The organism is Capnocytophaga cynodegmi DSM 19736 (genome assembly GCF_000379185.1).
Taxonomy (GTDB): Bacteria; Bacteroidota; Bacteroidia; order Flavobacteriales; family Flavobacteriaceae; genus Capnocytophaga; species Capnocytophaga cynodegmi.
Genome location: NZ_KB900704.1, coordinates 17,285 through 30,549, shown reverse-complemented (window position 1 = coordinate 30,549; position 13,265 = coordinate 17,285). Strand labels below are relative to the sequence as shown.

Here is a 13,265-nt window from a genome sequence, read left to right as displayed (position 1 = left end):
ATCGTCCTTTCCGCAGGTTTTTTTCTTGTTATTTTTTAGAAAAAACTTTTTAATTAAAAAAGAAACAGCAATCAAAACCAAAATGTATGCTATAATCTTTTGTATCCCCATTTTTTAGCTTGGTTTTATTAAAAAATTAAATTCTATTTTTATGAAATTCTTCAAAATATTGTCTTTCCAAATTTTCTCTATGGTCGGGGTGGGCAATTTCAATCATTGATTTGATTCGTTGATGAATATTTTTGCTATGCAGTTCAGCCACACCATATTCCGTAACGACATATTGTACGTGCGAACGAGTTGTAACAACTCCTGCTCCCTTTTTTAAGAAAGGAACAATTCTGCTTTCGCCTCTTTTAGTTACAGAAGGAAGAGCAATGATAGATTTTCCTCCTTCGCTTAATGAAGCCCCTCTTACAAAATCTACTTGACCGCCAACTCCTGAATATATTTGAGTTCCAATGGAATCTGCACAAACCTGTCCCGTCAAATCAACCTCAATAGCCGAGTTGATGGAAATCATTTTTGGATTTTGCCGTATGACAGACACCTCATTTGTGTAGGAACACTCTCTGAGTTCTACAAACGGATTATCATTAACAAAGTCGTAAAACTCTTGCGACCCCATCATAAAAGAAGCAACAATTTTACCCTTGTCTATTCCTTTTTGAGAACCATTTACAACACCTTTTTGAATTAATTTCAGAACACCATCAGTAAGTAACTCTGTATGAACGCCTAAGTTTTTTAAATGGAACATCTGTGAGAGGGTCGCATCAGGAATGCTGCCTATTCCTAATTGTATTGTACTACCATCTTCGATTAATCCTGCAATGTGTTTTCCTATTTGATTTTCTGTTTCATTGGTTGTAATCGCGTTTACGGAGAATAGAGGCTTATCATATTCTACCAAATAATCAATTTCATTTATATGAAGCATTGCATCTCCAAAAACACGAGGCATATACTTATTAACTTGTGCTATAACGTATTTTGCATTTCTCATTGCTGCTTTACAGGCTTCTACTGATACACCCATAGAGCAACATCCATTTTTGTCTGGAGGTGAAACTTGAATTAATGCAACATCAACAGATACGTGTTTTCTGTCAAATAACAAAGGCACGTCGCTTAGGAAAACGGGCGTGAAAGTTCCATTTCCAGCCGAAATTACGTGTCGGACATTTTTCGATAGGAAAAAAGAATTTGTGAAAAAACTATCTTTATATTTAATATCGGCGTAAGGAGCATCTCCTTCAACGTGAATATGTCCAATAGTTACATTTCTCAGCTCGGGAGCTCGTACAACTAAGCTTTCTACTAAATGTGTTGGAACTGCAGCCCCTCCCTGTATATATATAAAATCGTTGCTCTTTACTACTTTTAGAGCTTCTTCTGCGGTTGTGTATATAGCCATATATGCTCAAAAATTTAGTTATTATTGTAGAATGCATTTAATAGGTTTCAAAGTTACATTTTTTTTTCGAAAATTCAAATTTTCAGGCTCTTATCACTAAAAATGATATTTGTAAACTTTCAAAAAAGATTGGTTTAGTTCTAATTTTACTTTTCATTAAATTATTTTTTCTATCTTTGTGGCTTAACTAAAAACGCAAAATATTATGTATCCACCAGATTTGGTAAAACCTATGATAGAGGAACTAACTGAGGTTGGTTTTCAAGAATTAAAAACAATTGAAGAAGTTCAAGAAGCATTAAAAAAATCGGGAACAACGCTAGTTGTTGTGAATTCTGTTTGTGGCTGTGCAGCAAGAAATGCACGTCCTGCAGTACTGATGAGCCTTCAAAATGCAAAAAAACCAGATTATTTAACAACAGTATTTGCTGGTGTGGATAGAGAGGCTGCTGAAGAAGCAAGAAGTTTTATGTTGCCTTTCCCGCCGTCTTCTCCTAGTATCGCTCTTTTTAAAGATGGAGAGTTAGTCCATATGCTTGAACGTCATCATATTGAAGGAAGATACGCAGAAACTATCGCTGAAAATCTTCAACAGGCTTATGACGAATTTTGCTAAAATATTTTAATTTGCCAAAGTACACATACTTTGGCAAATTTTTAATCACACGAAATATCGCAATGAAAATACTCGCATACCCTCTGAGCATACTTCACTATGTTGTTTTGAGTTCTTTGTTATTGATTTTTCATCCTTTACAGTGGATTTCCATTCATTTCTTGGGTAGAAAAACGCATAAGAATTTAGTTGATTTTTTGAATATCTTAATCATTAAATCATTACTAATTACGGGTAATCGAGTGAAGTTTAGTTTTGAGGTTCCTCTTCCTAAAAACACTCCTCTGATTTTTGCAGCAAATCATCAAAGTATCTATGATATTCCTCCTCTTATTTGGTATTTAAGAAAGTATAGTGTTCGTTTTGTTGGAAAGAAAGAATTGGGAAATGGAACGCCGAGTATAACCATCAATTTACGACATAATGGTTCAGTTCTGATTGATCGTAGCAGACCTCAAGATGCAATTCCTCAATTAGAAGAATTTGGAAAATCATTGCAACAGAATAAAGACTCGGGATTAATTTTCCCAGAAGGAACTCGAAGTAGAGGGAATACGCCTAAACAATTTAAAACAAAGGGATTAGAGGCTATTATGAAAAATATGCCAGATGGTTATATTGTACCAATTACAATAAACAATTCTTGGAAGATTTTGAAATATGGTTCTTTTCCTGTAGGCATAGGTAATAAAATCAGCTTCTATGTTCATAAGCCAATAAAAATTGAAGTAGAAAATATTCAAAATCAAATTGCAGAAGTAGAAAAAATAATCATTTCGAGGATAGAAAAATAAAAAGGCTGTTTTAAAACAGCCTTTTTTATTATACATCATTATTTTAGACTTCCAACCATATCTTCTGGTTTTACCCAAGCATCGAAATCTTCAGGGGTTACGTATCCCAAACGAACGGCTTCCTCTTTCAGAGTAGTTCCGTTTCGGTGTGCTGTTTGAGCAATTTCAGCAGCTTTGTAATATCCTATTTTTGTATTTAAAGCGGTAACCAACATTAAAGAATTATCGACTAACTCTTTGATACGTCTGTGATTAGGTTCAATTCCTTGTGCACAATGTTCGTCAAATGACACACAAGCATCTCCTAATAATTCTGCTGAACGCAAGAAGTTTGATGCCATCAAAGGTTTGAAGACATTCAACTCGTAGTGACCTTGAGCTCCTCCAACGGAAATAGCAACGTCATTACCCATAACTTGAGCAGCAACCATTGTAAGTGCCTCACATTGTGTAGGGTTTACTTTTCCTGGCATAATTGAACTACCTGGTTCATTTTCAGGGATTAATATTTCTCCAATTCCTGAACGTGGACCAGATGCTAACATACGAATATCATTTGCAATTTTGTTCAATGAAACTGCTAATTGTTTTAGAGCTCCGTGTGCTTCCACAATAGCATCGTGTGAGGCTAATGCTTCGAATTTATTAGGAGCTGTAACAAATGGATGTCCAGTGAATTTAGCAATGTATTCAGCTACTTTCACGTCGTATCCTTTTGGAGTGTTAAGTCCTGTTCCTACGGCAGTTCCACCTAAAGCTAATTCAGAAAGGTGAGCCAATGTATTTTTCAAGGCTTTGAGTCCATAATCTAATTGAGCTGCATATCCTGAAATTTCTTGTCCTAAGGTAAGTGGCGTGGCGTCCATAAGGTGAGTGCGTCCAATTTTTACTACATCTTTGAAGGCTTCTGCTTTCGCTTTTAAAGTATTACGAAGCTGTTCTACTCCTGGAATAGTTTTTTCAACCACCATTTTATAACAAGCAATATGCATTCCTGTTGGGAAAGTATCGTTTGAAGATTGTGATTTATTTACGTCATCATTTGCTTTTAAAACAGGTTCTCCTTCACCTATTTTTCCACCAGCAAGTACTTGCGCACGATTGGCAATTACTTCATTAACGTTCATATTTGATTGCGTACCTGAACCCGTTTGCCAAATTACAAGTGGAAATTGGTCATCTAATTTTCCTGCCAAGATTTCATCACAAACCTGTGCGATTGCATCTCTCTTTTCAGTTGAAAGTACACCCAAATCACAGTTGGCATACGCAGCAGCTTTTTTCAAATAAGCGAAACCTCTTACGATTTCAATTGGCATTGAAGCAGGAGCTCCAATTTTAAAATTGTTACGTGAACGCTCAGTTTGGGCCCCCCAATATTTATCGGCAGGAACTTTCACTTCGCCCATAGTGTCTTTTTCAATTCTGTAACTCATTTTATTCTATTTTTATGTTATTAAACAATTTTTTCTAAGTTTTTAAGCCCTACAAAATTACTAAATTTAGTAGACATAAAATAGTTTTTTGATATTTTTTTGTCTTTTTTATCATAAAAAAATGAGACTTGAAAATCACACGGAAGTTCCAAGTCTCAATTTACATAATTTCTAGTTAATCAATTAATATTAATACGCTTTAGCAAATAATACGCGTTTGGTTGAAGGCTTTCCTGAAAAAATACATACACCTTGCTCTTCCTCAGCGTCCAACGGAATACAACGGATAGTTGCTTTGGTTTCTTCTTGAATTTTTGCTTCAGTTTCAGCAGTTCCATCCCAGTGTGCGGATATAAATCCTCCTTTATTTTCCAAAACATTTTTAAACTCCTCGTACGAATTTACTTCGGTAATGTGCGTATTTCGGTAATCAAGAGCTTTTTTGTAGATATTTTGCTGAATTTCAACCAATAATTTTTCAATATGTTCAACAATCACATCTCCTGAAATGGTTTCTTTGGTAAGTGTATCACGTCGAGCCACTTCAAAGGTATTATTTTCTAAATCACGTTGTCCTACAGCCAAACGCACAGGAACACCTTTCAATTCATATTCATTGAACTTAAAACCAGGTTTTTGTGTGTCTCGGTCATCAAATTTTACCGAAATTCCTTGTTTTTTCAGTTTATCCATTAAAGGTAATACACGTTGTCTTACGGCTTCTAATTGTTCTTCTCCTTTGTAAATGGGAATTATAACTACTTGAATTGGAGCTAATTTTGGAGGAAGAACCAATCCATTGTCATCACTGTGAGTCATAATTAAGGCTCCCATCAGTCGGGTTGAAACTCCCCAAGAAGTAGCCCAAACATAGTCAAGTGTTCCCTCTTTTGAAGCAAATTTCACATCAAAGGCTTTAGCAAAATTCTGTCCTAAAAAGTGCGAAGTTCCTGCTTGTAGAGCTTTTCCGTCTTGCATCAGAGCTTCAATACAATAGGTTTCGTCAGCTCCCGCAAAACGCTCAGATTCAGTTTTAAATCCTTTAATAACAGGTACGCACATAAAATTTTCAGCAAATTCTGTATAAACGTGCATCATTTTTTCAGCTTCTTCAATGGCTTCTGCTTTGGTTGCGTGTGCGGTATGTCCTTCTTGCCATAAAAATTCTGCTGTACGTAAAAACAAACGAGTACGCATTTCCCAACGAACCACGTTTGCCCATTGATTAATCAAAATAGGCAAATCACGATATGATTGAATCCAATTTTTATATGTATTCCAGATGATTGCCTCCGAAGTGGGTCGAACAACCAATTCTTCTTCCAATTTTGCTTCTGGGTCAACCATTAATTTCCCTTTTTCATTAGGGTCAGCTTTCAAACGATAATGCGTTACCACAGCACATTCTTTGGCAAATCCTTCAGCATTTTTTTCTTCTGCTTCAAAAAAACTTCTTGGTACGAAAAGTGGAAAATAGGCATTAACGTGTCCTGTTTCTTTGAACATTCGGTCGAGTTCTGCTTGCATTTTCTCCCAAATAGCATATCCATAGGGTTTTATAACCATACAGCCACGAACACCAGAATTTTCTGCTAATTCGGCTTTTACCACCAATTCATTATACCATTTTGAATAATCTTCTCCGCGTTTTGTTAAGTTTTTACTCATTTTTATTAATCTCGTAAAATTGCTATTCTCGTAATTTTGTCAAAGTTGCAAATTTATGAAAAGTATTTCAGATTTTAATGTTTGTGATTAGGAAATTAAACGAATGCTTTTTGTAATGTGAAAATTTTTAAAATATTCGAATGTAAATACTTTTGTAATTAATCTTAAAATAAGTACCTTTGCTCGGAATTTTGTAATTAACCTCTAAACAAATAAATAATATGTTAAGAAAAATTAACCAAGTACTTTTAGGAGGGATATTATGCTTGAGCTTTGTGGCTTGTAATTCTGTACAAAAAGCAAATAATCCCGTTACTGAAAAAACAACGATGTATCAGCCGATTAAGGTTCATACACCAAAACGTGCCGCTGGTCAGAAGGACGTAGTAAACTTAGTAACTCCAAAGTTAGAAACAGTTCGAGTAGGATTTATCGGATTAGGAATGCGTGGCCCTAGTGCAGTGCAACGTTTTATGCATATTCCAGGAGCTAAAGTAACAGCTCTTTGTGATATCCGTCCAGAACGAGTTGAGAAAGCTCAAACAATTTTGGAAAAAGCAGGAGTTGAAAAAGCGGCAACTTATAGTGGTTCGGAAGATGCTTGGAAAGCTCTTTGTGAACGCGATGATGTAGATTTGGTCTATATTGTAACTGATTGGAAATCACACGTTCCTATGGCTTTGTATGCTATGGAAAAAGGTAAACACGTAGCTATTGAAGTGCCTGGTGCAATGACTATGGAAGAAATCTGGTCGTTAATTGATATGGCTGAGAAAAAACGTTTGCATTGTATGATGCTTGAAAATTGTGTATATGATTATTTTGAATTAACTTCACTAAATATGGCTCAACAAGGATTGTTTGGTGAGATTATTCACGCTGAAGGTTCGTACATACACGCATTGGACGATTTTTGGACAGCTTATTGGAATAACTGGAGATTGGACTATAACGCTAAACATCGTGGAGATGTGTATCCAACACACGGAATGGGACCTGCCTGTCAAGCACTTGATATTCACCGAGGCGATAAAATGAATTACTTGGTTTCATTCGATACAAAACCTTTCAAAGGTAAAAAACTTTACGAAAAAGTTACAGGTAAGAATGGGGATAACTTCCAAAATGGAGACCATACGATGACAATGATTAAAACAGAGAAGGGAAAAACAATGCAAATTCAGCATAATGTAATGACTCCTCGTCCGTATTCACGTATGTATCAACTTACTGGAACAAAAGGATTTGCTAATAAATACCCAACAGAAGGTTACACGGTAGAACCTGAAAATGTTTCAAAAGATGATGTTCCCAATCACGAGAATTTAAGTTCTCACGGGTTTGTTCCGAAAGAAGCCAAAGAAGCTCTTATGAAAAAATACAAACATCGAATTCATATTGAGTTGGAAGAGAAAGCTAAACAAGTAGGTGGACACGGCGGAATGGATTTCATAATGGATTACCGGTTAGTTTATTGTTTAAGAAATGGACTTCCGTTGGATATGGATGTGTACGATTTGGCAGAATGGTCTTGCTTAGTGCCTCTTTCAAAAATTTCACTTGAAAATGGAAGTGCACCTGTTGAGATTCCTGATTTTACACGTGGAGCTTGGAATAAAATTAAAGAGTACAGACACGCTTTTGCAGACTAAAAATTTTGAACATATAAAAAAAGCCTTGTAATTTACAAGGCTTTTTTTATAGCCAAGGTTCAATTAATTGAATTATTGGAGGAGCTAAAATCACTGTAAAAACGCCATTAAGTATCATTCCTAAACTGGCATAAACAGCGTGTTTTTCACCAAGCTCGAAAGCAGCCATGACACCTAATCCGTGAGAAGCAGTTCCTACAGCAATTGCCTTGCCCATAGGGCTTTTAACTCTGAAAAAATCAAGAATTTTAAACCCAAAAATACTGCCAAGTATTCCTGTAATTATCACTGAGGCTACTGTAAGAGGAGGAATTCCTCCAAGAACTTTTGAAATTTCAATAGCAATAGGTGTTGTTACTGATTTTGGAACTAATGACAATATAATTTCTTTATCTGTTCCAAACAATTTTGCAACCAAACAGACAGAAAAAATACCCGCTAAACTACCAAAAAACTGAGATACAAACAATGGAATTAATTGTCTTTTTATTTTCGAAATTTGTAAATATAGAGGTACACCAAGTGCAACAATAGAGGGTTTGAGCCAAAATTCAATATAAGTTCCCGCTTCTTCATACTTATTATGAGATATGTTGAAAATAGATAAATATCCTATAAGAATAGCAGTTGTTACCAGAACAGGACTCAGAAAAGCAGATTTATATCTTTTTTGCAACATTTGAGCCGAATAGTAAATAACGAAAGTAAGTCCCAAAAGTAGTAAAGGATTTTCTAAATATGTGTTCATTGTTTTTTAATCTTTTTTCGTAAAATTTGATAACTATGTCCTGTTACAACAATCACAATAATTGTACTGATAATCACTGTGACAGCGATAGACCAAAAGTTGGTAGCTATTAGGTTAAAATGAGCCAAAATTGCGACACCTGGAGGAACAAAAAAAAGTCCCAAATTTGCTAATAACAAATCCGAAATGGCTTTTACCCAGTGTAATTTGATCCAACCTAATTGTAAAAAAAGTGTCAAAAGAAACATACCAATGATGCTTGAAGGAAATTGTATTTCAGTAATAAATACAATCAGCTCCCCCAAGGCTAAACAACCAAAAATTATAGCACAATATCGAACTAACATATTAAAAAATTTGTCGCAAAGGTACTTCGTTTTATAAAAATGAAGAAGTTTTTGAAAATATATTTGTTTTTTGTAGCAAAAAAAATGAAAATCTGTATTTTAATTGTGTTTCTTATAAGTATTTGGTTAAAGGTGTATTATGATAACTTAAGGAAAATGAAATATGTGATAAAAACATAAAAAAATGTAAAATATTATGAGGATAATAAAGTTTTATATATATTTGCCCAGCAAACAAAAAGAAAAAAGCTATGATAAATTCAGAAAAATTTGATGATTCTTCTCAAAAAGAAGAATTTACATTCGATGAAGGGTATGCAAATGAACCCAGAAAAGGAGGCGGAATAATTTCTAAGATTTTGATAGGAGTCTTAGCTATTACAACAGGTTTTGTTGGCTATCACGCTTATTCGCTTCGTGAGCAGAAGGATAAAAATGAGATTGAGTTAAATGAGCAAAAAGAACAGATAATTAAGGAGTTAAGTGCTTTGAAAACAAGCTATGATAAAGCTGTTGAAGAGAACAAAACTACTAATCAGGATCTTATTGATGCTCGTAACAAGGTAAGTATGTACATTGATTCCTTAAAAACAATGAAAATGTCAATGGCATCACTGACAAAGTACAGAAATCAAGTTTTTACCTTAACTAAGGAGCGTGAGCGTTTATTAGCAATTAACGATTCATTGAGAAGATCTAACGCTTTAATTCGTCAGGAACGTGATAGTGTTGCTGGAGCTCTGCAAACGACAGTTTCATATGCAGACTCATTAGTACAACAAAATACGAAACTTAGAAAAGTAGTTGAAAGTGGAGAAGAGCTACAAATCAATAAATTAACTACTGAGGCTGTTAAGGAGCGTTCGAGTGGTAGGCTAGTTGAAACAAGTAGATCAAAAGCCGCTGACAAAATTCGTGTGTGTTTTACTGTTGCTGCAAACAGAATTGCTAAATCAGGAACAAGACATTTTTACATACAATTAGTAGACCCTAACGGTATTACTTTAGGAGAAAATGGAACCACTTCAGTAGGTGATAATACTGTTAACTATAGTGTTGCAACTAGATTTATCTATGAGAATAAAAATATAGATGTGTGTGATTTCGTTTCAAAATCAGGTGCTAAATTCGAAAAAGGAACTTACAGAGTTGTTGTTTTTGACGATAAATTGAAATCTATAGGCGAGACAGAATTCTCACTTAAATAAGAACGTTCATAATAGAGATTTATATTAAACTGAAAAAGAGAGAAAACATTTAATGTTTTCTCTCTTTTGTTTTTCTAAAATCAATTTCAATAATTTTAAACGTAAGTAAGGCTTACTTTAAAACGTAGCTTTATTAATTCTTGTACTCCTGCAATAGCTTTAAAACAACGTTTTAATTTTGTTTTCTCTTCTTTGCTTAAGCTGTTTAAATCCAGATATCTACCATTGTTATCATTTTTTAATCCACTTTTTATACGGAATTTTAACAATGCTTTGGCGGCATAGGCTCCAGCTAAGTATATGTCTTTATTTTGAGGTTCCAACTCAGCCAGTTTTTCAAAACGCTCAGAAGTATTGGTTATTTCTTTGATTTTGTAAGATAATGAAAGCAATCTTGCACTATCATTAATTGTTGTCAAAGCTCTGGCTTTTAAATCGAATTGGTCTTTATACTTTCCATCGTGTTCTACGATAAAGTTTCTGAAGAAACCAAGAGGAGATGGATTTTCTAATGCACTTTTTGCTAACAAAGCCATAAAACGCTCGTTATTCTGTGTTAATTCAAATACTTTATCACTTAATTTATCAACCAAAGTGGGTTCTCCAAATGAAAAAGCCATATCATAGAAGATTGAAAACATCAAAAGGTCAGCATCATTTGCGTTAGAAATCCATTTCTGAAATTGTTCTTCCCATCTTTCTAAACTCAAGCACCAATTTGGGTTTCTTGCCATCATATCTGCAGGGCAATACTCATACCCAATTTTGTTGAGCATTGTGTTGATTTTATCAGCTAATTGTAAAAAATATTGCTGTGTTTTTTCGTAATTTTCTTCTGTAACATTTTCAAAAACAATTGCATTATCTTGGTCAGTTACCAAAAATTGTTCTTTTCGAGCGTGGCTTCCCAAACTGACCCACGCAAACCGAACGGGTGGGGGAGTAGGCATTCGTTTGATACATATTTCAATAGCTTTGGAAATGATTGCTTCGAATAGTTGATGGAATGAATCGGTAATTAATCCCAATGGAATATTTTGTAATACATATCCTTTCAGTAAGTTAAGTGATTGTTTTCGGATTCTCTTTAAATGTTTTGATTTTTTTGAACGTTTAACAGCTTTCATTAGCTCAGGAATGCTATCGCCTTTCACCGTTTCAATATCGTGTTGTGTCATTATGCCACATACAAGAGTTTTATTGCTACCATCTTCTGTGATTATTAGGTGATTGATATTACTTTTAATCATTTCGAACTGAGCTTGTGCGATTGTCATCTTTTTCGGATACGTTTTAACAGGACTGCTCATTACCTGTGATACTTTCATATCTAATGAAAAACAACCCGTTGCTATTTGTTTTCGCAAATCTTTATCAGTAACAATACCTAAAGGTTTTTTTTCTGAATCTACTACAACGATGCTACTAACTCGTTTTTCGGTCATCAAAAAAGCAGCTTGTTGAATATTTTCATCTGGATTGGTTTTCACTACTTTCCGAACATAAATTGCAGGTTGTAGCTCAAAGAAATCTTTTTGAAGCATATTTCTGTCGAAATTTTGATACAAAAATTTGGTATAGTCAACAGAATATGGATTTCTTGTTTTCGATGCAAAAATTTCAATAAGATATAAGCCTATTTTTGTATCACTTTCAATAAGTGGGCGAAATTCATTTGCTGGAATTCCGTAAATGATAGATTCTTCTTGAGCGATGGCAGTCATTTGGTAAGGTGTGTTTGTAATCATCGGTCGAACACCAAAAACATCACCCTCGTCACAAATATCAACCATTTCTGAATTATCATTTATCGTTTGTTTCATTTCGATGGCTCCTTCCTTAACAATGTAGAGATATTGATGAGCTTCTTCGTGTTCTTTGAAGAGGATTTTACCTTTTTCTAAATAAATGACGACAACTTCCTTTGATAAATTGAGTAAGTTATTTTCATCAATAATATCAAAAGGAGGATATTTTTTTAAAAAATCGTGTACTCTTCTGGAGATAGTATTTCTCATAAATAAAATTAAAATAGATATTGGTTATTCTTTTCCTTTTACCTCGTGTAGTTTTCCGACTGATTTTCCTACTATCATTGCCACACAAGCATCTCCTGTAACGTTTGCAACAGTTCTCATCATATCCAATGGGCGGTCGACGGCGAAAATTAACGCTAATCCTGCTTCGGGAATACCTGCTTGTTCCAAGATAATGACAAGCATAGAAATACTAGCACCAGGAACACCAGCCGTTCCTATAGAAGCTAATGTTGCCGTTACAACAATCCCGAGCTGAGCTACAAAGCTTAGGTCCATTCCTGAAGCCTGTGCAATGAAAATTGTTGCAATTCCCAGATACAGACTTGTTCCATCCATATTTATGGTTGCTCCCAGCGGAATTACAAAACTAGCGACTTCCTCGTCTACACCTAATTCATCTTCTACTCGTTCCATAGTTAAAGGCATTGTCGCTGAACTTGAACTTGTTGAGAAAGCTAGTAGCTGTACGGGAGCCATTTTTTGAAGAAAAAATTTGGGAGTCCTCTTGGTAAAAGTCCACACCAAAATGCAATACACTAACATCAGTATTGTTAAACCACCAAATACACATAAAGCATAGATTAACAGAGCAGAAAGTACTTCAGAATTGGGAACTTCTACAATTAATCCAGCGATGAGAGCAAAAACCCCATAGGGAGCAAATTTCATAATCATATCAATGATTTTCAAAATAATATCATTAAGACTATTGAAAAAATCTTTGACAGGTTTAGTTTTTTCTTCAGGAATTAAAATCATTGCAAATCCAAATAATATTGCACAGAAAATAATTTGAAGCATATTGGCATTGTTGGTTGCTGATAAAATGAGATTATCTGGAACTAAGTTTTCGATAGCATCTAAGGGACGAGCTTCTTTCTGTTTTTGGGCAATACTTATGCTTATATCTGCTTGTGATTTAAAGCTTTGCATCAATTCGACACGCGTTTCTTCTTTTAGCATTTTTCCTGGTTGAACAATATTTGCGACTGTCAATCCGATGGAAACAGCTAAAACGGTTGTTAACATATATATAACAATTGTTCGAGTACCAATTCGGGAGAATTTAGAAATATCTTTCAAATCGGAAATTCCCTTGATGAGAGAGGCTAAAATTAGAGGTATTGCTATGATTTTAAGTAGTTTAATGAAAATATTTCCGAAAGGCTTTATATAATCTAACACAAAGTTTTTCCCCCACGAAAATTGTAACATCAGCAGGGCTAATAAGCTCCCTGCAAGCATACCAATAATGATTTGCCAGTGTAACGCAATTTTTATATTTTTCTTCATAAACCAAAAATGGAAAATAATTGTTGTACTTTTAATTAGTTTCGCAA

General features: G+C 34.5%; 11 protein-coding genes. 4 read left to right on the top strand and 7 right to left on the bottom strand.

The features are described 5' to 3' along the window. Positions 1–136 precede the first annotated feature (136 nt). Positions 137–1,417, bottom strand: a complete 1,281-nt coding sequence (locus YW9_RS0101275) for an acetyl-CoA hydrolase/transferase family protein (RefSeq protein ID WP_018278364.1) — start codon at positions 1,415–1,417, stop codon at positions 137–139. A gap of 205 nt (positions 1,418–1,622) precedes the next feature. Here YW9_RS0101275 and YW9_RS0101270 point away from each other — a divergent pair, with 205 nt between their 5' ends. Together YW9_RS0101270 and YW9_RS0101265 are read left to right on the top strand one after the other, a co-directional pair. Continuing rightward, positions 1,623–2,033, top strand: a complete 411-nt coding sequence (locus YW9_RS0101270; RefSeq protein ID WP_018278363.1) for a BrxA/BrxB family bacilliredoxin — start codon at positions 1,623–1,625, stop codon at positions 2,031–2,033. Between the two features lie 62 nt (positions 2,034–2,095). After that, entirely contained in the window at positions 2,096–2,827 is a 732-nt protein-coding gene (locus YW9_RS0101265; RefSeq protein ID WP_018278362.1) for a lysophospholipid acyltransferase family protein, read from the top strand. A 38-nt stretch (positions 2,828–2,865) separates the two neighbouring features. Here YW9_RS0101265 and fumC read toward each other — a convergent pair whose 3' ends face one another. Then, positions 2,866–4,263, bottom strand: coding sequence for a class II fumarate hydratase (gene fumC / locus YW9_RS0101260; protein ID WP_018278361.1), 1,398 nt, complete (start codon positions 4,261–4,263; stop codon positions 2,866–2,868). Positions 4,264–4,452: 189 nt separating this feature from the next. Then, positions 4,453–5,931, bottom strand: a complete 1,479-nt coding sequence (gene proS / locus YW9_RS0101255) for a proline--tRNA ligase (RefSeq protein WP_018278360.1) — start codon at positions 5,929–5,931, stop codon at positions 4,453–4,455. A gap of 221 nt (positions 5,932–6,152) precedes the next feature. On the opposite strand from proS, the gene YW9_RS0101250 reads away from it, so the two are divergent. Beyond that, on the top strand, positions 6,153–7,583 hold the full coding sequence (locus YW9_RS0101250) for a Gfo/Idh/MocA family protein (RefSeq protein ID WP_018278359.1): 1,431 nt from the start codon (positions 6,153–6,155) through the stop codon (positions 7,581–7,583). 46 nt (positions 7,584–7,629) lie between these two features. On the opposite strand, the gene YW9_RS0101245 is transcribed toward YW9_RS0101250, so the two are convergent. Further along, a complete protein-coding gene (locus YW9_RS0101245) occupies positions 7,630–8,331 on the bottom strand; it encodes an LrgB family protein (RefSeq protein ID WP_018278358.1) in 702 nt (233 codons plus the stop codon). Next, positions 8,328–8,678: a CidA/LrgA family protein gene (locus tag YW9_RS0101240; RefSeq protein WP_018278357.1), complete on the bottom strand. Its 351-nt coding sequence runs from the start codon at positions 8,676–8,678 to the stop codon at positions 8,328–8,330. Before YW9_RS0101240 ends, YW9_RS0101245 begins: the two co-directional genes overlap by 4 nt. Before the next feature lie 251 nt (positions 8,679–8,929). Here YW9_RS0101240 and YW9_RS0101230 point away from each other — a divergent pair, with 251 nt between their 5' ends. After that, complete coding sequence (locus YW9_RS0101230; RefSeq protein ID WP_018278355.1) at positions 8,930–9,886, top strand: coiled-coil domain-containing protein; 957 nt, start codon at positions 8,930–8,932, stop codon at positions 9,884–9,886. 95 nt (positions 9,887–9,981) lie between these two features. Here the strand turns inward: YW9_RS0101230 and YW9_RS0101225 are convergent, their stop codons facing one another. Together YW9_RS0101225 and YW9_RS0101220 are read right to left on the bottom strand one after the other, a co-directional pair. Continuing rightward, positions 9,982–11,904: a DUF294 nucleotidyltransferase-like domain-containing protein gene (locus YW9_RS0101225; RefSeq protein WP_018278354.1), complete on the bottom strand. Its 1,923-nt coding sequence runs from the start codon at positions 11,902–11,904 to the stop codon at positions 9,982–9,984. A gap of 24 nt (positions 11,905–11,928) precedes the next feature. Beyond that, a complete protein-coding gene (locus tag YW9_RS0101220) occupies positions 11,929–13,218 on the bottom strand; it encodes a dicarboxylate/amino acid:cation symporter (RefSeq protein ID WP_018278353.1) in 1,290 nt (429 codons plus the stop codon). Positions 13,219–13,265: the final 47 nt, after the last annotated feature.

Coding starts and splice junctions, on each gene's coding strand:
- YW9_RS0101265 (WP_018278362.1), top strand. CDS start 2,096: ATGAAAATACTCGCATACCCTCTGAGCATACTTCACTATGTTGTTTTG.
- proS (WP_018278360.1), bottom strand. CDS start 5,931: ATGAGTAAAAACTTAACAAAACGCGGAGAAGATTATTCAAAATGGTAT.
- YW9_RS0101240 (WP_018278357.1), bottom strand. CDS start 8,678: ATGTTAGTTCGATATTGTGCTATAATTTTTGGTTGTTTAGCCTTGGGG.
- YW9_RS0101230 (WP_018278355.1), top strand. CDS start 8,930: ATGATAAATTCAGAAAAATTTGATGATTCTTCTCAAAAAGAAGAATTT.
- YW9_RS0101245 (WP_018278358.1), bottom strand. CDS start 8,331: ATGAACACATATTTAGAAAATCCTTTACTACTTTTGGGACTTACTTTC.
- YW9_RS0101270 (WP_018278363.1), top strand. CDS start 1,623: ATGTATCCACCAGATTTGGTAAAACCTATGATAGAGGAACTAACTGAG.
- YW9_RS0101275 (WP_018278364.1), bottom strand. CDS start 1,417: ATGGCTATATACACAACCGCAGAAGAAGCTCTAAAAGTAGTAAAGAGC.
- fumC (WP_018278361.1), bottom strand. CDS start 4,263: ATGAGTTACAGAATTGAAAAAGACACTATGGGCGAAGTGAAAGTTCCT.
- YW9_RS0101250 (WP_018278359.1), top strand. CDS start 6,153: ATGTTAAGAAAAATTAACCAAGTACTTTTAGGAGGGATATTATGCTTG.
- YW9_RS0101220 (WP_018278353.1), bottom strand. CDS start 13,218: ATGAAGAAAAATATAAAAATTGCGTTACACTGGCAAATCATTATTGGT.
- YW9_RS0101225 (WP_018278354.1), bottom strand. CDS start 11,904: ATGAGAAATACTATCTCCAGAAGAGTACACGATTTTTTAAAAAAATAT.